This is a genomic window from Parasphingorhabdus sp., from assembly GCF_039977335.1.
Taxonomy (GTDB): Bacteria; Pseudomonadota; Alphaproteobacteria; order Sphingomonadales; family Sphingomonadaceae; genus Parasphingorhabdus.
In genome coordinates this window covers 38,528-56,059 of sequence record NZ_JBDWDI010000001.1, presented here as the reverse complement: position 1 = coordinate 56,059, position 17,532 = coordinate 38,528, and the positions used below count along the sequence as shown (strand labels likewise).

The following is a 17,532-nucleotide window of genomic DNA, read 5'->3' as shown; positions in this document are numbered from 1 at the left end:
GGCTAAATACCTAATCGTTCACATAAATGCTGTTAATCGGCCGGGCCATCACCTTGCGGACAATCGGCTCAAAAAATTCCAGCGGCGCACTGTCATAATTGGCATCAAACGCCTTCTGGTCATATTTTTCACAAAATTCTGCACAATCTTCAAAATGCTCATGGCCGCGAAAGCCTTCGCGCATGTCGCGGTCTTGCCCGAGATGGTGGAAAAAATAATAGCCTTGGAAAATCCCGTGCTTCTCGGTGATCCAGAATAGTTTTTCGCTGACAAAGGGTTTCAGGATCGCCGCCGCTACATCGGGGTGATTGAAAGTGCCCAATGTATCCCCAATATCATGGAGCAATGCCATCACCACATAATCATCAGGCCGGCCATCGCGGTGCGCGCGGGTCGCGGTTTGCAGGCTATGTTCCAGCCGGTCGACCGGAAATCCGCCATAGTCACCGTCCAGCAGGCGCAAATGGTCGAGCACGCGATCAGCGACTTTGCTGGCAAAAGGCATGTAATGGCTGCCAATAATGTCCCAGTCTTCCTTGGTTCCTTCTTCCATCGAAGGGAATTTTGCTCTGACTTCATTGGGACCGCCCATGGCTCTCTCCTTTGGCATGCATCATGAAAGTGCTTTTTCTCTTACAAGTTTATGCGATTCTTTCCCAAACGGCAATGCCGCGCTATAGATAGGATATATGGCCGTCATCGAAATCCGTCCCCAGCCCTTTTTTGGCAATAAAAACCGTGCATTCTGGAACCTGCAATCCGCAGGTTGGGCTGCCGTACTGGCATTGCGCGGATTGTCAGGAATTTCCAACGGCCTGCCGCTAAGCTTTCTGATCCCGGCGATTATCGGGACGATTACCGGCTATTCAATCTCGCTGCTGCTGTCGGTTATCTATCGCAACCTGCTCAATAAAAAGCCGATAGTGACTTGGGGTGTCACCGCCGTCTCTCTGGCCGTAGCAGCATCTCTCTATGCGTTTATCGATGCATGGGTTTTCCAGATTCAGAACCCGAATACCGAAACCGCATTCGGAACACTTTATCTCGGGGCACTTTTTCTAGGGATCATGTTGCTGGGTGCATGGTCGGCCTTATATTATGCGATCAACTTTTTCCTACGGGTCGAAGAACAAAATGACCAGCTTTTACGCCTGGAAACGCAGGCAACACGCGCACAGCTGGCGATGCTACGCTATCAGTTAAACCCGCATTTCCTGTTCAATACGCTGAACAGTATTTCAACATTGGTGCTGCTGAAACAGACCGAACCGGCGAATGCGATGCTATCCCGTTTGTCGTCATTCCTGCGCCATACATTGGTCAATGAAGTCCATAGCCGGGTGACATTGGCACAGGAAGTAGAGACGCTGCACCTCTATCTCGACATTGAAAAAATGCGCTTTGAGGAGCGGCTGCGGCCAAGTTTTGATATCGATCCCGCTGTCCGTGATGCGCTATTGCCTTCGCTATTGTTGCAACCCCTGGTTGAAAATGCGATTAAATATGCCGTGACACCCTTGGAAGAAGGCGCGGAAATCTCCGTATCCGCATGGCTGGATCAGGATATGGTTAGAATCACGGTGTCGGACACTGGCCCAGGAAAAAGCGGCCCGATAACAAAAACAAATGATTCCACTGGCGTTGGATTGGGAAATATTCAGGAGCGATTAAACCAAGCTTATGGAGAAGCGCATAAGTTCGAGATCAAATCATCAGCAGGAGGCGGTTTTTCTGTGATCATTGCATTACCATTTGAGACCAGAGCACAGATTGAAAAGGAAGCCGCGCAGGACAGCGCAACAACAGACCAGATCAGGAACGAAGCTATTTTTGGGGAGCATGCATCCGATAAAAGCCATGGGGGTCTCGTCACCGCTCCCGCTATGGCTTCATCGCACCAAAAGGATATGAATCCATGACGATAAAAACGATATTAGTCGACGACGAAAAACTGGCCATTCAGGGCCTTCAGATCCGTCTGGAGAAATTCGAAGATATCGAAATCATCGACACTTGCAACAATGGCCGCGAGGCGATCCGCAAAATCAAGACATTAAAGCCGGACTTGGTGTTTCTCGACATCCAGATGCCAGGCTTTGACGGCTTTTCGGTCGTTCAGGGCATTATGGAAATCGAACCACCCTTGTTCATTTTCGTTACCGCTTATGCTGATCATGCCGTCCGCGCTTTTGAAGCGGAGGCCGTCGATTATCTGGTAAAACCGGTGGAGCCCGACCGGCTCGCTGACGCACTGGAACGCGTGCGCAACCGCCTGACCGAAAAACGCGGCGCGGAGGAAATTGAAAAACTTAAAAACGTGCTCAGCGAAGTCGCGCCTAACGCCATGGCTGATCTCGAAAATGCCGAGGAACCGGCTGCAGCGAGCCGCTACGAGAAGCTCATAAACGTGAAAGATCGCGGTCAGATTTTCCGCGTTGATGTCGATACGATTGAGCGAATCGATGCCGCAGGCGATTATATGTGCATTTATACGGCCGATAACTCGCTGATCCTGCGCGAGACCATGAAAGATCTCGAAAAGCGCCTCGATCCAAGGAATTTTCAGCGGGTCCACCGCTCAACTATCGTCAATCTGGGTCAGGTGCGAGAAGTCAAACCGCATACCAATGGCGAGTGTTTCCTGATTCTCGGATCAGGCGCGCAGGTTAAGGTGAGCCGCAGCTACCGCGACGTCGTCGCGCGCTTTGTGCATTAATCACGGCGTTCCTCAAAAAACTCTCGGAGTAATGCCGCAGATTCGGCTTCGTCGAATCCGGCATAAACTTCTGGTACATGATGGCAGGTGACAGCGGCGAAAAAATTCACGCCGCTGTCCACCGCGCCGCCTTTTGGGTCGGCCGCACCATAATAGAGCCGCTTGATTCGCGCATGGGCTATGGCACCGGCGCACATCGTGCACGGTTCCAACGTCACCCAAAGGTCGCAATCCTCCAGCCTATCGGTACCTAGCGCGTCGCAAGCCTGCCGAATCGCGACGATTTCGGCATGAGCACTGGGGTCCTTGTTAGTACGCGTCAAATTATAGCCGCGCCCGATAATTTCTCCCCCGTGCACGATCACTGCGCCCACCGGTACTTCGCCGGCCTCTGCCGCTTTTCGGGCGAGGTCCAGTGCTTGCGGCATGTGAGAATGAAAGCTATCGGCGGCCATGACCGCAGCGATTAGCGTGAAGTAGCCGCGATGACCAGATCAACCGTTGGCCCGATATATTTGGTGATATATTTATTGCTACAAAGAGGCAGCAAAATATCGGCGTGATGCTTGACGGACCGACCTTTTGCGGTTAGGTGCGCTGTCTTTCCTACGGGAATCACTCATTAACAAGAAATTGGACAGATAAGATGTCGCGGATTTGCGAACTGACAGGTAAGACTCGGCTGGTAGGCAATAACGTATCGCACGCCAAAAACCGCACCAAGAAAACCTTTTTGCCGAACCTGCAAAATGTGACCCTGTTGTCCGACGCTCTCGGCAAAGGCGTTAAGCTGCGCGTATCGACCCATGGTCTGCGTTCGGTTGAGCATGTTGGCGGGCTGGATAACTGGCTGCTGAAAACATCCGACGATAAGCTGAGCCTGCGCGTACGCCGCCTCAAAAAAGAGATCGCGAAAAAGCAGGCTGCTGCTTAAGCCACTCTTTTACAGACTTATTTGGAAATTGACGAAAAGCCGGGGCTCGCCTCGGCTTTTTCGTTTTGGTCTTTGGACTCGGGCTTATCAGCCTTGGGCTTGGTCCGCTTCTCTTTACCCGGCAGCAAACGGAACTTCATCAATATACTTTCTTGAATGGCTTGGAAATTATCATCCGATGCGATCCAAATGATCGTATCTTTGCCCTCTACCGTGACCGCCAGTGCCTCCATATTATCCACCTTCATCGGCGGTTTCAGCTTCGCGATCCGCTGCGATGTCCAAATCTTACCAGCGGTAATCTCGGACAGATCGCCAATTGATATGATCGCAGAAACCCCTTCCAGCGGGGTGAAACGGCGATGCAGTAACAGTGCTCGCCCATCGGGCAGCAATGTCGCATCAGTAATTTTATATCCCCGTGGCGGCCGATATCCGAAAAGCTTGGGTATGTTGCCCGGCTCCGCCGGATCGCCATCAAATATCAAAGCCTGATAACCGCCCTTCGCATAATCCGCAGATTCGGAGAAAACCAGAAAGCGGTCCGCTTCCCCCTCCTCCGCTGGCAAGCGCAGCATCGCTTCTGCGCCTCCATTTAGCGGCCATTGCTGCATCGCTTTGACCTTATGCTTAGCCTCTTTGCGCGCAAAAGATGGTCCGTAACGCCAGATGCTATGATAGCGCTCATATCCTACCCAATATTGACCCGTCTCTGGATCATGCACCAGCGACTCGGCGTCCCAATTTTGTTTCGCAAATTCATTTTCTACCGGCGGCCCATCAGGCAACGGCGCGACAAATGGCCGCTGCGCGATGCCTTTCTGCTCATCCAACGTGAAACCGATCAGCACGCCCGCATCACTTAACATGAAAAAGCGATTGTCTGGCAAAGCGAGCATCGATGAGATGCCGCCAAAATCATCATTGTCACTGGTCATTTTCCAACCAGCCAGAAAACCGAGACGCCCGGTTTTAGTGCGCTCAGGCTCCTCCGCATTGAAGCTGATCGATTGTAACTGGATATACTGGCTTTTATTCTTCTTCGGCGGCGCCCCGTGAATATAGGTCACTGGCACAAGAAAGAAAAACAGGGAAAGACATGCTAATGTTCGGGTCACAAACCGGCCAATAACCGATCTGTGGATGCAAATATATTCTAATCTGGACGATCAGCCGAATCTTCGGCTAATAGCCGGCAAGACTAGCGAAAAGGCTCGATATGAAGAAGATTTACTCTGATGCGGCATCGGCTTTGGACGGACTGCTATTTGACGGCATGCATCTATGTGTCGGTGGCTTCGGTTTGTGCGGTATTCCCGAGCGATTAATCGACGCGCTTCAAGCAGATGGCGTTAAAGACCTGACCATTGCTTCCAACAATGCCGGAATCGACAATGAGGGCCTCGGCAAGCTGTTGCGCTCAAAACAGGTGAAGAAAATGATCTCCTCTTATGTCGGGGAGAACAAAGAATTTGAACGGCAATTTCTATCTGGAGAGCTGGAAGTGGAATTCTGCCCCCAGGGAACCCTGGCCGAACGCTGCCGCGCTGGCGGTGCCGGAATACCGGGCTTCTATACGAAAGCCGGTGTCGGTACGCAGGTCGCAGAGGGTAAGGAAGTCAAGAATTTCGACGGGGAAGATTATATTCTCGAACATGGAATCTATGCCGATCTGTGCCTTATCAAAGGCTGGAAAGCGGATAAGGCCGGTAACCTCATCTTCCGCAAAACGGCCCGCAACTTCAATGCGCCGATGGCGACAGCTGGCAAAATTTGCGTTGCAGAGGTCGAAGAGATTGTCGAAGTAGGCGAGCTCAATCCTGATGCAATCCACTTGCCCAGTATCTATGTGAAACGCCTGATCAACGGCGCACCCTATGACGAGAAGATCGAGTTCCGCATGACCCGCGAACGGGAGACAGTCTGATGTTCAGCAAAAAAAACAAAGGGGACCGGTTCGATAATGCGATTTCGGTCGAGCAATTCGATTTTCTCGACCAATCACACGAAGTCGCTCGTTTGTGGGTGGAAGATGGCGCGGGTGCTACTTGCATCATTCAGCCGGAAAATTTGGAAAAACCGGAGATGTTCGGCATGCTGATGGTTGATTCCATCCGCCATGGTGCGCGGGCCTATGCGCAAGCGCAGGGCATCTCAGAGGACGAGGCTCTGACGCGGATTTGGGCTGGTCTCGATGCCGAACGCAATCACAGCACGACCGATTTGGACACGGTACAGAATTATGAGAAACCAGACTGATGCCCCGGCTTACTAAGATACAGGGTCTGACAACCAAGATGAAAGATAACATTCATGCCGTGGGATAGAAATCAAATGGCCGCACGCGCGGCGCAAGAGTTGCAAGACGGCTATTATGTCAATCTTGGCATCGGCATACCAACCCTGGTCGCCAATCATATTCCCGAGGGCGTCGAGGTCACGCTACAGTCGGAAAATGGCATGCTGGGCATTGGTCCCTTTCCCTATGAGGATGAGATTGATGCTGACCTGATCAACGCAGGCAAGCAAACCATCAGCGAACTTCCATCCTCCAGTTACTTTGGCAGCGCCGACAGCTTTGCAATGATCCGCGGTGGTCATATTGACTTAACCGTTTTGGGGGCAATGGAAGTCGCACAAAATGGTGATATCGCCAATTGGATGATCCCGGGCAAAATGATCAAGGGCATGGGCGGTGCCATGGATCTGGTTGCAGGCGTGAAGAAGATCATCGTCGTGATGGATCATTGCGCCAAGGATGGCAGTCCCAAATTCATCCCCGAATGCACCCTGCCGCTTACTGGCACTAATGTCGTTGATATGATCATCACCGATCTCGCGGTGTTCCACCGGGCCGATCATGATGGCCCGTTCAAGCTGATCGAACTGGCCCCAGACGTGACGGCAGAAGAAGTGGCTGAAAAGACAACTGCATCCTATATTTAAATACTGTTACGGCTGTTTTGGTGTGCGAGACCACCTGACAACTATATCAGGCGGAACGCACTATAGTAAACGATCAGCAAGCTGCTGAAAACAATAGACAAAGAACACTTGATTTATCGCCCTGTGCAGCACATCAGGTATTTATATCCAAAATGGATGTAATTTACATATTGATTAAAAATTTTAGATATTTGGGGAAATATCGGGATCGGGGGCCAAAATGGCAGAAGTTGATAATCGAATGGACGAAACTTTAATCGCACTGACATCACAGATTGTTGTGGCGCATGTTAATAACAATAATGTTGCTGTTTCAGACTTACCAGTATTGATAAACAGCGTGCACAGCGCATTGTCGGACCTTAACGGAGAGCCGGGGGCTGCAAAAACAAAACAAGAGCCGGCCGTGCCGATCGATCAATCAATCAAGCCCGATCATATTGTCTGCCTAGAAGACGGCAAGAAATTCAAGATGCTCAAGCGCCACTTGATGACACGCTATAATATGACGCCAGAAGAATATCGCGCAAAATGGGGCCTTCCACCGGATTATCCGATGGTATCGTCCAACTATTCAAAGGTCCGCAGCGGCCTGGCGACAAAAATCGGACTCGGCCGGAAATAGGCTGGCTGTAGCGTTTTGAAAATCAAGTACTCCGCCTGATTGGGACGGGCCGCCCTCCGTCTCATAACAATGTTCTGAGAGCGGCGACCCGTCAGTCACGGGCGCTTTACAACACCCGCATGGCGCAGCACTTCCATCTTGTGCGAAGAAAGCGTCGACTTTCAGGCGGTATTCAGTCGGAGCACCTGATTGCTCGCGTAACTAGCGATGTTGGAAACCTGACCACATACAAGACCGCACTATATTGCCTTGCAAATCAATAATATATAAATATTTACAGTATCAGATATATAAATTCACATATCTGTGAAGTCACCGTTGCAATGAAACTTCATACAGTTCACAATATGGGAAATACTGCGTTATTTTATTGCTGAACAGCCCCTTATATTATTTGGTTGCCCCCGTAACCAAACAGGGGAATCCGACATGCGATCCAATTTCAAAACGCCAACTATGGGCAAATGCCTCGCTTCCGTTGCAATAATGGCGCTGGCAGCATCTACTACGGCCGCCAACGCGCAAAGTGATGACGGCAACAATCAAGCGTCGACAGAGCAAAGCGAATCTGATGAAGATGCCTCCACCATTGTTGTCACCGGCACACGTATTCAGAACCCGAACGTCTCTTCGCCTGTGCCGATCACCAGCGTGGAAGTGGAAGACCTAGTGGGCACTGGCAGTGTATCATTGGGTGATGCAATTAATGAACTTCCCGCCCTACGCTCTACCTTTAGCCAAGGCAATTCAACACGATTCATCGGTACAGCGGGCCTCAGCCTACTTGATCTTCGCGGTTTAGGCACAGAGAGGACATTAGTTCTCGTAAATGGTCGCCGCCATGTCACTGCATCACCGGGTGATTTCAGGGTGGATGTGAACACCATTCCCATCGATCTAGTAGAGCGTGTGGACATTGTTACGGGCGGTAACTCAGCCATTTACGGTGCTGATGCGGTTGCCGGCGTCGTTAATTTTGTCCTCAAGCGTGATTTCGAAGGCATAAGATTTCGGGCGCAGAGCGGAATTTCTGACGAGGGCGATCGTGCGGCTTCTTTTGGTAGCCTGACACTTGGACAAAATTTTGCTGACGGCCGCGGAAACGTTGCTCTGGCGTTAGAATATGCGGATTCCGATCCTTTGTTCAATATTCAACGCGATAACATCACCGGAGCCTCTTCGGGACGCAACCAGTTTCAGGTGGTAGAGAACCGATCCGGCGAACCTAGTACGGGCAATGGTATACCCGATCGCAACTTCATCCGCGGCGTCCGTAACAATAATATCTCGGATGGCGGCCTGTACACTTCTTTCTGCCCCACTGCTGTCGATGCAGCAGACCCAAATTTTGCGGCCATACAAGCCCGAAGAGCAGTTAACTGTACGGGCCTATTCGGTACCAGCGGAGCGGAGCTAGGGAGAACTTTCGTATTCAACGAAGGCGGTAACCTGATCACCAATCCGATCACTACCGATTTCAGGCCATTTGGTTCAGGCAACGCTTTTGGCGGCCTTGGCTCCACACTGAATAATACAGGAATGTTGCAAGCCGGTCTTGAGCGTTACGCAGTTAATTTTCTGGCCAGCTACGAAATATCTGACGCATTTAGACCCTTTATCGAAGCAAAATATGTTCGCATAGATGCACTTCAGGAAGGCCAGCCAACATTCTTCAACAACACTTTCAGCATTGATAACCCGTTTCTGACTGACGAGAATAGGGCGCTGCTTGTCTCTAGCCTTGCTGAGGGAGCAACAAGCTTTAGCGCATTCCGGTTCAATACCGATTTTGGTGGACGCGGCGAAGAGCATAAGCGGGAAACCTATCGTATCGTTGCTGGTATCGACGGCACATTTAACGATGACTGGAAATACGAGCTAGCATTCAACTATGGTAGACTGGACACTTTTTATGAAACCAATGGCAATGTCCTGATTGATGAATATTTCAATTCAATCGACGCCGTTCGAAACGCGAGCGGTGACATTGTTTGCGGCATTAACGCGGATGCAGACCCTACGAATGACGATCCTGCTTGCGCTCCTGCCAACATATTTGGCTCGGGCAATATCTCACAGGAGGCGCTGAACTATTTTGGCCACACATCATCTCGTGATGCCAAAGCGGAGCAATATAGTGTCACCGCATATGTCTCCGCTGATAGTTCGCAACTGTTTGAATTGCCCGGTGGTCCGGTAGGCATAGTAATTGGCGGTGAATATCGCCGCGAAACCGCTTTCGAGGCATTTGACGACGTTACTGTAAGCGGCGCTACATTCCTAAATGCAATCGCAGATTTCGATCCGCCAGCGGCTGAAGTCTGGGAAGCGTATGGAGAGATTAATCTCCCGGTGTTGGCTGATATGCCATTTGCTGAAGAATTATCTTTTCAAGCAGCGGGCCGTGTCTCAGATTATAATAGCGCCGTTGGAACTGTCTTTGCCTATAATTTATCTGGTACTTATGCGCCTATCAGAGACCTTCGCCTGCGCGTGGGCTATGCTGAATCAGTTCGTGCACCCACATTGTCTGACCAGTTTTCCGCTGGTTCACAAACTTTCATTAATGGACTGACTGATCCTTGCGGCGCTGATAATATTGCCAGCAACCCAAATCGCGCAGCAAATTGTCAGGCTGATCCGAATGTGCCTGCCTTCAATCCGGATGGTGTGACACCTTTCACCAACCTTCCTGGTTCAGGGGTCCGCGGTCTTAACGCTGGCAACCCCGATATTACGGAAGAAAAAGGGACAAGCCTAACCATCGGTGCGATATATCAACCCAGCTTCGTCCCGGGTCTGACCATCGCTGTCGACTATTATGATATCACGGTGAAAGACGTGATTTTCACACTTACCGGACAGACGATTATCAATCAGTGCTATGACAATCCTGGCGGCATAGACAATCCATTCTGTGCGGCAATCTCACGGAGAGCAGATGGCACCTTTGCTGGTCAATCAGACCGAATATTAGATGGTCAGACCATTGCCTTGCCAGTGATTGGGGATTCTTTCCGCGCTGGTCCATTTAACTTTGCGAGACTGGAAACGTCCGGTATCGACCTTGATGTCAATTACACTGGTGAAATTTTCGACGGTGTTCGGCTCAATACCCGGCTTTTGTTAAGCTATCTCATCAAGCGGAACCAGTTTACCGACGTAACGCAACCTGACTTTGCCGATCGTTTGAAAAGCGAATTGGGTGACCCGGAATGGGCTGCCACTTTCCGAGCCGGATTGGATTTTGGAGATTTCGACTTCACTTACGAATTGCGCTATATCGGCAAGCAGACAATCGCTCTCGAATATGAAGATCAAAACTCGTTTAATGGTGAACCACCTAGAGATCCTGACGCTTTTCCTCAGGTGTTCTATCCTGACGTATTCTATCATGATATTCGCATGGGATTGGATGTTAACGATCGTTTTCGTTTTTATGGCGGCGTGGACAATATGTTCGACCGGCTGCCGCCTTTCGACCTTGATGGAACCGGACAAGGTGACGGCATCTTCAACAACACGGGACGGTTCTTCTATGCCGGTGTTGAGATAAACTTCTAGGCAGTTAAGGGTATGAAGGCTGGCTTGCCCAGTCTTCATACCCCACTCCTCACACTTCGTTTTTCCATTTCGTACAGTACAGATGACGTTATCAACGTCTGTTCTGTTTTTCTTCCTACCCAATCTCTGATAACGACGCAGTCATGCATTTTTTCAGCATGCGGCACGCGCAATTCCCACCAGAGATCACATCATGAAGGCTGTCATTGTTGGCGGCGGGATTGGTGGGTTAAATGCCGCGCTATGCTTCAACCGCTTCGGCTGGGATGTCGAAATATTGGAACAGGCTGCTCAGCTGGAAGAAGTTGGTGCCGGTATTCAGATCAGCCCCAATGGGATGCAAGTGCTGCGCGCGCTGGATATTGACAAACAGATTGCGGCAACCAGTTTCCAGCCTCGTGCTACACAATTCCGGATAGGTGAGTCTGGCCGGGTCATCATGACTCAAGATATGGGCAAGCGTCTTGAGGAAAAATGGGGTGCGCCCTATCTCCACATTCATCGCGCCGATCTTATTTCGGCAATGGCAAACGCACTGGATGAACGATGCCCGGGTGCTGTCCGAACGAACATAACGGTAACCGGCTATGGTCAGGATGACCGAAAGGCTTGGGCGATACTTGACGATGGCGCCACCGTCGAGGGCGATATCATTGTCGGAGCCGACGGAATCAAATCACCCATCCGTACGCAAATGCTCGGACCCGAAAAGCCGCGCTTCACCGGCAATGTTGCTTGGCGTGCGGTAGTGCCGGTCGCCAAACTGGGCAGAAACGCGCCTTTGCCGGTTGCGAGCGTATGGCTCGGTGAGGGCAAGCATGCGGTTACCTATTTGCTGCGCGGCGGCAAGTTGGCCAATCTGGTGGGCGTTGTTGAACGCGATGACTGGCAGCAAGAAAGCTGGACCGAAGAGGGCACCCGCGAACAGGCTATGGCCGACTTTGCTGGCTGGCATCCCACGATCACGACTTTGCTGGAACAGGCTGACCAGCATTATCGCTGGGCCCTGTTTGACCGGGATCCGCTGGGCCAATGGGTGGATGGTCGAGTGACCCTGATCGGTGACGCAGCCCATCCGATGCTCCCCTTCATGGCCCAGGGTGCTGTGCAGGCGATTGAGGATGGCTATGTGCTGGCCCGCTCGCTTGCCGAGCATGATGATCACCAAATCGCTCTACAGCAATTTTTCGATGCCCGGCACGATCGTACAGCAACTGTCCAGAAGGCTGCGCGGCGCAATATGGATCTTTTTCATCAGCGCACGGCCCGCGGCAAGTTAGGCACCTATGGGCCAATGTGGCTGGCCGGAAAAATACCGGGCGGGGAGGCTTTTGACGCACAAATAGAGTGGCTTTACGGCCATGACGTTACCGCAAATTGAACTGCTGACCGCAGGGATAAACCAACAATACCAATAAGCATTTATTGCCTATACGCCGTGCTCCTGCCATAGTGACTTATACAACTAAGACAGAGGTGAAGTAATTATTAAAAAGGCTCTCGCATGGATGCGGCTGCATCCAGTCATTTCAGGTCTTATCGCCCTCGTCGTAATAGCAATCCTTTACAAGGTCATTGTCCCTTCTGCCCAGACATACGAATATGTCACGGAGCCGGTGTCTCGCGGCGACGTCGCCCGCATCGTGTCGGCCAGCGGCAAATTGCGTGCGCTCAACACGATCAACGTGGGATCAGAAATTTCAGGGCAAGTTACCGACGTCTATGTCGATTTCAATTCACCGGTTACGGCGGGCCAGGTCCTCGCCAGAATTGACCCTACCCGCATCGAAGCCCGCGTCACTCAAGCACGGGCGCAGGTGGCCTCGGCGCGGGCAACGCTGGCACAAGCCGAAGCATCGATTATCCGGGCGCAAACCGATTTTGAAGTGCAAAGCCGTGAGTTTGAACGACAAAAACAACTCGCTGATAAAGGCTTTGTGTCCAAGGCAGGAATAGATCAGGCGCGCAATGCACTGGCCAATGCCCGGGCATCACTAAGCACGGCAAAGGCACAAGAACAAAGCGCGCGCGCGGGAATTGCGCAAAGTGAAGCCGAGCTTTCCTCCGCCCAGCTTGATCTCAACCGCACGCGGATCACTGCTCCGACCAGCGGTGTGGTGATCAATAAGCTGGTCGAGCCCGGTACGACCGTGGCCGCGAGTTTCCAGACGCCCAACCTGTTTGAAATTGCGGCCGATACCAGTCGCATGCAGGTCGAGGCCTCGGTCGATGAAGCAGATATCGGGCAGGTTCGGGTTGATCAGTTGGTTCGATTCACCGTCGACAGCTATCCCGACGACACATTTGTTGCGAAGGTCGGGCAGATCCGAAAATCCGCCACCGAAGAGCAGAATGTCGTCAGCTATCTTGTGATCCTTGATGTTAATAACAAGGAAGGCAAGCTGCTGACCGGCATGACCGCCAATGTCGAAATTGTAACCGGCACCAAGGCCAATGTGCTGCGCGTACCAGCGCCAGCCATCCGCTTTCGCCCGCGCAAAGACGATCGGCCCGATGAAGACGATAAGACCAAGAAGCCAGCGGCCAAGGATAAATCCAAAACACGTACCGCCCAGATTTGGCTCGCCAGCGATGATCCGTATGAACCGGTCCAACGCACGGTCACCATCGGACTTGCCGGAGAAGATTTTGTCGAAATCATCAAAGGTCTGAAAGAAAAAGAGAAAGTCCTCGTCCGCTCCAAAAATCTTCAAAATGAAGAGGACGAAGAAGAGGACGAATTTGCCCGCGGGAACACTTAGATAATGGCCCTTGTCGAAACACAGGATCTGGTCAAAAACTATGAGCTTGGCGGCGAAACGGTGCGCGCTGTTGACGGCGTTTCCCTATCCATAGACCGCGGTGAATATGTTGCGATCATGGGAGCGAGCGGGTCTGGCAAGTCGACATTCATGAATATGATCGGCTGTCTCGACATACCTACATCCGGTGACGTCCGGATTGACGGCATTGCCACCAGCGACAGGGACAGCGATGCTCTGGCGGCACTCCGTAATCAGAAAATCGGCTTCGTATTTCAACAGTTTAATCTGCTCGCTCGCACGACTGCACTCGACAATGTCGCCGTACCGCTCATCTATGCCGGTCTTGGTACAGAGGCGCGGCGAGAAAAAGCGAAGGCGAAGCTTGAAGATATGGGCCTTGGCGACAGGCTGGATCACAGCCCCGCCAAGCTATCGGGTGGACAGCAACAGCGCGTAGCGATTGCGCGCGCACTGGTCACCGATCCTGTGATCTTACTTGCCGACGAACCAACAGGCGCGCTCGACAGCAAAACGTCTGAAGACATCATGCAGATTTTTGAGGGCCTGAACGATCAGGGCATCACCATCATCGTCGTCACCCATGAAGCGGAAATTGCCGAGCATGCCAAACGCCGGATCGAGTTTCGTGACGGTAAGGTGATTGAGGATGTCGCTGTGACCAATCGCCAGAAGGTCGGTTCATGATCGGCAATATCAGACAACAGGCCTCCGGATGGCTGGTCAATGTCGCCATCGCGATGACGGCGCTGCGCACCAATTTGATGCGCTCGATCCTGACGACCCTGGGCGTTATGATCGGCGTGTTCGCCGTGACGTTGGCGGTCGCCGTCGGTTCCGGCGCTCAAGTATCGGTAATGCAGTCGATCAACGCGCTGGGATCCAATATGGCACTGGTATTCCCGCAACCGGATACAGGTGAAGGCGGGCGGCGTTCCTTTGATCGCGGGCGGCTGACGATGCGCGACGCGCGCGCGATTCAAAAGCAGATTAGCGGAATTGACGACATCGCCCCGCAACTGCGCTCGAATATTCAACTCATTGTCGCCGGACGCAATGCTTCGACCAACGCCGTCGGCACGACCCCGGGCTATGGCAAAGTGTCCAATCTCGTCGCCGCGAACGGCCGCTTCATTAGCGAAGCCGATGTTCGCTCTGCCGCAAGGGTCGTAGTGCTCGGCCCCACGGTCGCACGAAAATTATTCGGCGATTTTGATCCGGTCGGTGAGACCATTCGGATCAACCGCGCACCGTTTACTGTCATCGGCATTACCGAGTCCAAGGGATCGAGCTTTGGCAATGATAATGACGATATCGCGCTGATGCCGATCAGCACAATGCGGCAACGGTTTTCCGGGGATTCCCTTGCTGGGCCCGATGACTTGCAAATGCTGTTTGTCGGTTTTCAAGACGGCATATCGCTACCAGAGGCCAAGCGCGAGATGACGAAATTACTGCGCGATCGCTATCGCGTGCGGGGCAAGGATATCAACCCATTCACTATCCGCACGACCGAAGAGTTCATGAAAGAATCCGCGCAAGTAACGGGTATATTCCAGATCGTTCTTGTCGCCATTGCGTCCATCTCACTGCTGGTTGGCGGGATCGGCATCATGAATATCATGCTGGTCAGCGTCACTGAACGCACCCGCGAAATCGGCCTGCGCATGGCCTTGGGCGCAAAGCGCAGCGATATTCGTAATCAGTTTTTGGTCGAGGCGGCTGTGCTCTGCGTCATCGGCGGCGCGATGGGGCTGATATTCGCTATTGCGGGTGGAACGGCGCTCACCGTCTATGCGGATTTCCCGGTACCAATCGGCGTTGGCGTCGGTGTTGGTGCGATTATATTCTCGGCCGTTATCGGATTGTTGTTCGGCGGATATCCCGCGGTCCGGGCATCGCGCCTTTCACCAATCGAAGCATTACGCACCGAATAAGATCGTTCAATATTCCAAATTGCCTTTGGTGGCAGTGGCACCGGGCTTCATCAGCACGCACATGGCGTTCCAGCGATCATAATCCTTGTTTTTCTCGACAAAGCTGGTCGCTATCGCCGTTTCGCGGGTGCAGAGCTGCTTCAAACTGGCCTTGGCAGCATCGGTCAATTCCGGCATGACGCCGCCTTTATATAGCGCCGGGTTAGCACCACCAGTGCGGGCCACATCCAGATAAAAAGCCCGAAAGGCATCCAGTGCGGCGACATGATAGATAGTCCCATGGCTTTCAGAATTCCGGCGATCGACATAGGTCCAGCGCAAATCATCTCGCCCAGCTTTTTCCAAAGTCGCAACCAGCATATCCAGCCCGTCCTGCATCAAATAACCTTCATCAGCCATGGTTAGATAGAGGCGACGTTCGCCGGCAGGCATAGCCTTTATCTGTGATGCAGCATCGGTAACGACGGCCAGTTCGTCCCACCACAGGCTAGGCGACACAGCAATATAATCATCAAATAATGTCGGGTCTTTCAGCAGGGTTTCGACCACGAATAGCCCGCCGAGCGACTCCCCGATCACAGCGTTTTGATCTGCGGTGCGATATCGGGCTTCCACCCATGGCATCACGTCTTCTCGGAGGAATTTGCGGAAATCATCTGACCCACCGGGTTTGGCACCAAGGGTTTTTTCATAGGCATCCGGGTCACTGGCTGGCGGGGTAATCTGATAGCGGCGATTCACAGTCTCGACACCAACAAGGATGAACGGTTTAAACGACCAGTTTAGTTCGCGCGATTGCATGATCCCGGCAATATGCGGGAAATCCTGTTCCGGTCCGCCATCAATGACATAAACTACCGGGAATTTTTTCTCCGGTTGCTTCTCATAGCCCGCGGGAAGGCGCACGGTCAGGCGGCGGTCTGTACCGAGTATGGAAGATTTCATGCTATAGGTCAGACCCATGACAAGCTGAACACCGGCTTCTACCGCAACGGCCTCCGCCGGTTTTTCAGATGTCTGCGCGACAAGGCTGAATGGTGCGCTCACCAACAAAGCAGCGGCGGCGAGCGCGAGTTTCTTCCAAAATATCATGATGTCTCAATCCTCCATCTTGCGGCAGAGGATAGCTGGATCATCTCGCAATTCCACTCTTTAAGTGCGTGCAAAGGAATGATAAGAAAAGCAAGTCCGCAACTGGCGAGATCGGGTGGGTTACCACCGGGGAGCGGGCGCATCTCTGACGATGCATTTTTCAGTCGCGCGCCTGGGCATTTCTTGAACTGAAGGAGACATGCCCATGGCCGATACTCAAAAACCTTTCCACATCGTCTTTCTGTTATTCGACGGCATCACGCAGCTGGACTTTACCGGACCCGCTCAATTTTTGGCGCGGATGCCGGGAGCCGTCGTTCACACGGCGGCAAAAGCGGTACAGCCGATCCAGACCGACAGCGGCTTTGCGATGCTGCCCAACACAAGCCTGGCCGATTGTCCTCAGGCGGACTTGCTTTGCGTACCCGGCGGCTTTGGCACGCGCGATGTCATGCAAGACGAAGAGACGCTGCAGTTTCTGCGCGATCAGGCGGCGGAGGCGCAATATATCACCTCGGTTTGTACCGGATCACTGGCCCTCGGCGCAGCGGGTTTGCTGCAAGGAAAAAGGGCGACCAGTCATTGGGCCTATACATCCTTGCTGGAAAAATTTGGTGCGCAATTTGAAAAGGCCCGCGTCGTAAAAGATGGCAATGTCATTACTGCCGGCGGCGTCACCTCAGGCATTGATTTTGCGCTAACCGTGATTGCGGAAATTGCCGGACAGCAATTTGCAGAGGCGGTACAGCTCGGCCTCGAATATGATCCGCATCCCCCGTTTGATAGCGGCAATCCAAATGTTGCCGATCCCAAGCTCGTGCAAATGCTCCATGATCGGACCTATGGCGATGTTCTGAAAGAGTTGGAAAAACTGATCGACGCTAGCTAAACAGGTAGAGGACTTGGGGCTCCGCTTTCGTCATGGGCAGTGCACG

General features: G+C 52.4%; 17 protein-coding genes and 1 riboswitch. Of the genes, 13 read left to right on the top strand and 4 right to left on the bottom strand.

Features of this window, described 5'->3' with window-relative positions:
• Nucleotides 1-10 precede the first annotated feature (10 nt).
• Complete coding sequence (locus ABJM21_RS00270; protein ID WP_348301748.1) at nucleotides 11-592, bottom strand: phosphohydrolase; 582 nt, start codon at nucleotides 590-592, stop codon at nucleotides 11-13.
• A gap of 97 nt (nucleotides 593-689) precedes the next feature.
• On the opposite strand from ABJM21_RS00270, the gene ABJM21_RS00265 reads away from it, so the two are divergent.
• Nucleotides 690-1,919 carry a histidine kinase gene (locus tag ABJM21_RS00265; RefSeq protein ID WP_348301747.1) on the top strand — a complete coding sequence of 410 codons (1,230 nt, stop codon included), beginning with the start codon at nucleotides 690-692 and terminating at the stop codon, nucleotides 1,917-1,919.
• A complete protein-coding gene (locus ABJM21_RS00260; RefSeq protein ID WP_348301746.1) occupies nucleotides 1,916-2,716 on the top strand; it encodes a LytTR family DNA-binding domain-containing protein in 801 nt (266 codons plus the stop codon). Before ABJM21_RS00265 ends, ABJM21_RS00260 begins: the two co-directional genes overlap by 4 nt.
• On the opposite strand, the gene ABJM21_RS00255 is transcribed toward ABJM21_RS00260, so the two are convergent.
• Nucleotides 2,713-3,171, bottom strand: a complete 459-nt coding sequence (locus ABJM21_RS00255) for a nucleoside deaminase (RefSeq protein WP_348301745.1) — start codon at nucleotides 3,169-3,171, stop codon at nucleotides 2,713-2,715. The genes ABJM21_RS00260 and ABJM21_RS00255 overlap by 4 nt on opposite strands.
• A gap of 191 nt (nucleotides 3,172-3,362) precedes the next feature.
• On the opposite strand from ABJM21_RS00255, the gene rpmB reads away from it, so the two are divergent.
• Nucleotides 3,363-3,650, top strand: coding sequence for a 50S ribosomal protein L28 (rpmB, locus tag ABJM21_RS00250; protein WP_109354941.1), 288 nt, complete (start codon nucleotides 3,363-3,365; stop codon nucleotides 3,648-3,650).
• A 17-nt stretch (nucleotides 3,651-3,667) separates the two neighbouring features.
• Here the strand turns inward: rpmB and ABJM21_RS00245 are convergent, their stop codons facing one another.
• Complete coding sequence (locus tag ABJM21_RS00245) at nucleotides 3,668-4,768, bottom strand: esterase-like activity of phytase family protein (protein ID WP_348301744.1); 1,101 nt, start codon at nucleotides 4,766-4,768, stop codon at nucleotides 3,668-3,670.
• Nucleotides 4,769-4,869: 101 nt separating this feature from the next.
• Between ABJM21_RS00245 and ABJM21_RS00240 the strand changes: the two genes are divergently transcribed.
• The 9 genes from ABJM21_RS00240 (at nucleotide 4,870) to ABJM21_RS00200 (ending at nucleotide 15,505) form a co-directional block, all read left to right on the top strand.
• Entirely contained in the window at nucleotides 4,870-5,577 is a 708-nt protein-coding gene (locus tag ABJM21_RS00240) for a CoA transferase subunit A (protein WP_348301743.1), read from the top strand.
• The gene (locus ABJM21_RS00235) at nucleotides 5,577-5,909 is read left to right on the top strand and encodes a DUF5076 domain-containing protein (RefSeq protein WP_348301742.1); all 333 of its coding nucleotides are present in this window, start codon (nucleotides 5,577-5,579) and stop codon (nucleotides 5,907-5,909) included. The genes ABJM21_RS00240 and ABJM21_RS00235 overlap by 1 nt, the downstream gene beginning before the upstream one ends.
• Nucleotides 5,910-5,963: 54 nt before the next feature.
• On the top strand, nucleotides 5,964-6,596 hold the full coding sequence (locus tag ABJM21_RS00230; RefSeq protein ID WP_348301741.1) for a CoA transferase subunit B: 633 nt from the start codon (nucleotides 5,964-5,966) through the stop codon (nucleotides 6,594-6,596).
• 220 nt (nucleotides 6,597-6,816) lie between these two features.
• Nucleotides 6,817-7,221 carry a MucR family transcriptional regulator gene (locus tag ABJM21_RS00225; RefSeq protein WP_348301740.1) on the top strand — a complete coding sequence of 135 codons (405 nt, stop codon included), beginning with the start codon at nucleotides 6,817-6,819 and terminating at the stop codon, nucleotides 7,219-7,221.
• A gap of 429 nt (nucleotides 7,222-7,650) precedes the next feature.
• Nucleotides 7,651-10,785: a TonB-dependent receptor gene (locus ABJM21_RS00220; RefSeq protein ID WP_348301739.1), complete on the top strand. Its 3,135-nt coding sequence runs from the start codon at nucleotides 7,651-7,653 to the stop codon at nucleotides 10,783-10,785.
• Between the two features lie 193 nt (nucleotides 10,786-10,978).
• Nucleotides 10,979-12,166, top strand: coding sequence for an FAD-dependent monooxygenase (locus ABJM21_RS00215; protein ID WP_348301738.1), 1,188 nt, complete (start codon nucleotides 10,979-10,981; stop codon nucleotides 12,164-12,166).
• Nucleotides 12,167-12,293: 127 nt separating this feature from the next.
• Nucleotides 12,294-13,547, top strand: coding sequence for an efflux RND transporter periplasmic adaptor subunit (locus ABJM21_RS00210; RefSeq protein WP_348301737.1), 1,254 nt, complete (start codon nucleotides 12,294-12,296; stop codon nucleotides 13,545-13,547).
• A gap of 3 nt (nucleotides 13,548-13,550) precedes the next feature.
• Complete coding sequence (locus ABJM21_RS00205) at nucleotides 13,551-14,255, top strand: ABC transporter ATP-binding protein (RefSeq protein WP_348301736.1); 705 nt, start codon at nucleotides 13,551-13,553, stop codon at nucleotides 14,253-14,255.
• Nucleotides 14,252-15,505, top strand: a complete 1,254-nt coding sequence (locus ABJM21_RS00200) for an ABC transporter permease (protein WP_348301735.1) — start codon at nucleotides 14,252-14,254, stop codon at nucleotides 15,503-15,505. The genes ABJM21_RS00205 and ABJM21_RS00200 overlap by 4 nt, the downstream gene beginning before the upstream one ends.
• Before the next feature lie 6 nt (nucleotides 15,506-15,511).
• Here the strand turns inward: ABJM21_RS00200 and ABJM21_RS00195 are convergent, their stop codons facing one another.
• Nucleotides 15,512-16,597, bottom strand: a complete 1,086-nt coding sequence (locus ABJM21_RS00195) for an alpha/beta hydrolase-fold protein (RefSeq protein WP_348301734.1) — start codon at nucleotides 16,595-16,597, stop codon at nucleotides 15,512-15,514.
• 88 nt (nucleotides 16,598-16,685) lie between these two features.
• Nucleotides 16,686-16,782: riboswitch (ZMP/ZTP riboswitch) on the top strand.
• Between the two features lie 20 nt (nucleotides 16,783-16,802).
• Between ABJM21_RS00195 and ABJM21_RS00190 the strand changes: the two genes are divergently transcribed.
• On the top strand, nucleotides 16,803-17,486 hold the full coding sequence (locus ABJM21_RS00190; RefSeq protein WP_348301733.1) for a DJ-1/PfpI family protein: 684 nt from the start codon (nucleotides 16,803-16,805) through the stop codon (nucleotides 17,484-17,486).
• The last annotated feature ends 46 nt before the right edge of the window (nucleotides 17,487-17,532 follow it).

What these genes read in the sequence shown, in the direction of transcription:
- ABJM21_RS00270 (WP_348301748.1), bottom strand. Translation starts at nt 592, where the DNA reads ATGGGCGGTCCCAATGAAGTCAGAGCAAAATTCCCTTCGATGGAAGAA.
- ABJM21_RS00265 (WP_348301747.1), top strand. Translation starts at nt 690, where the DNA reads ATGGCCGTCATCGAAATCCGTCCCCAGCCCTTTTTTGGCAATAAAAAC.
- ABJM21_RS00260 (WP_348301746.1), top strand. Translation starts at nt 1,916, where the DNA reads ATGACGATAAAAACGATATTAGTCGACGACGAAAAACTGGCCATTCAG.
- ABJM21_RS00255 (WP_348301745.1), bottom strand. Translation starts at nt 3,171, where the DNA reads ATGGCCGCCGATAGCTTTCATTCTCACATGCCGCAAGCACTGGACCTC.
- rpmB (WP_109354941.1), top strand. Translation starts at nt 3,363, where the DNA reads ATGTCGCGGATTTGCGAACTGACAGGTAAGACTCGGCTGGTAGGCAAT.
- ABJM21_RS00240 (WP_348301743.1), top strand. Translation starts at nt 4,870, where the DNA reads ATGAAGAAGATTTACTCTGATGCGGCATCGGCTTTGGACGGACTGCTA.
- ABJM21_RS00235 (WP_348301742.1), top strand. Translation starts at nt 5,577, where the DNA reads ATGTTCAGCAAAAAAAACAAAGGGGACCGGTTCGATAATGCGATTTCG.
- ABJM21_RS00230 (WP_348301741.1), top strand. Translation starts at nt 5,964, where the DNA reads ATGCCGTGGGATAGAAATCAAATGGCCGCACGCGCGGCGCAAGAGTTG.
- ABJM21_RS00225 (WP_348301740.1), top strand. Translation starts at nt 6,817, where the DNA reads ATGGCAGAAGTTGATAATCGAATGGACGAAACTTTAATCGCACTGACA.
- ABJM21_RS00220 (WP_348301739.1), top strand. Translation starts at nt 7,651, where the DNA reads ATGCGATCCAATTTCAAAACGCCAACTATGGGCAAATGCCTCGCTTCC.
- ABJM21_RS00215 (WP_348301738.1), top strand. Translation starts at nt 10,979, where the DNA reads ATGAAGGCTGTCATTGTTGGCGGCGGGATTGGTGGGTTAAATGCCGCG.
- ABJM21_RS00210 (WP_348301737.1), top strand. Translation starts at nt 12,294, where the DNA reads ATGCGGCTGCATCCAGTCATTTCAGGTCTTATCGCCCTCGTCGTAATA.
- ABJM21_RS00205 (WP_348301736.1), top strand. Translation starts at nt 13,551, where the DNA reads ATGGCCCTTGTCGAAACACAGGATCTGGTCAAAAACTATGAGCTTGGC.
- ABJM21_RS00200 (WP_348301735.1), top strand. Translation starts at nt 14,252, where the DNA reads ATGATCGGCAATATCAGACAACAGGCCTCCGGATGGCTGGTCAATGTC.
- ABJM21_RS00195 (WP_348301734.1), bottom strand. Translation starts at nt 16,597, where the DNA reads ATGATATTTTGGAAGAAACTCGCGCTCGCCGCCGCTGCTTTGTTGGTG.
- ABJM21_RS00190 (WP_348301733.1), top strand. Translation starts at nt 16,803, where the DNA reads ATGGCCGATACTCAAAAACCTTTCCACATCGTCTTTCTGTTATTCGAC.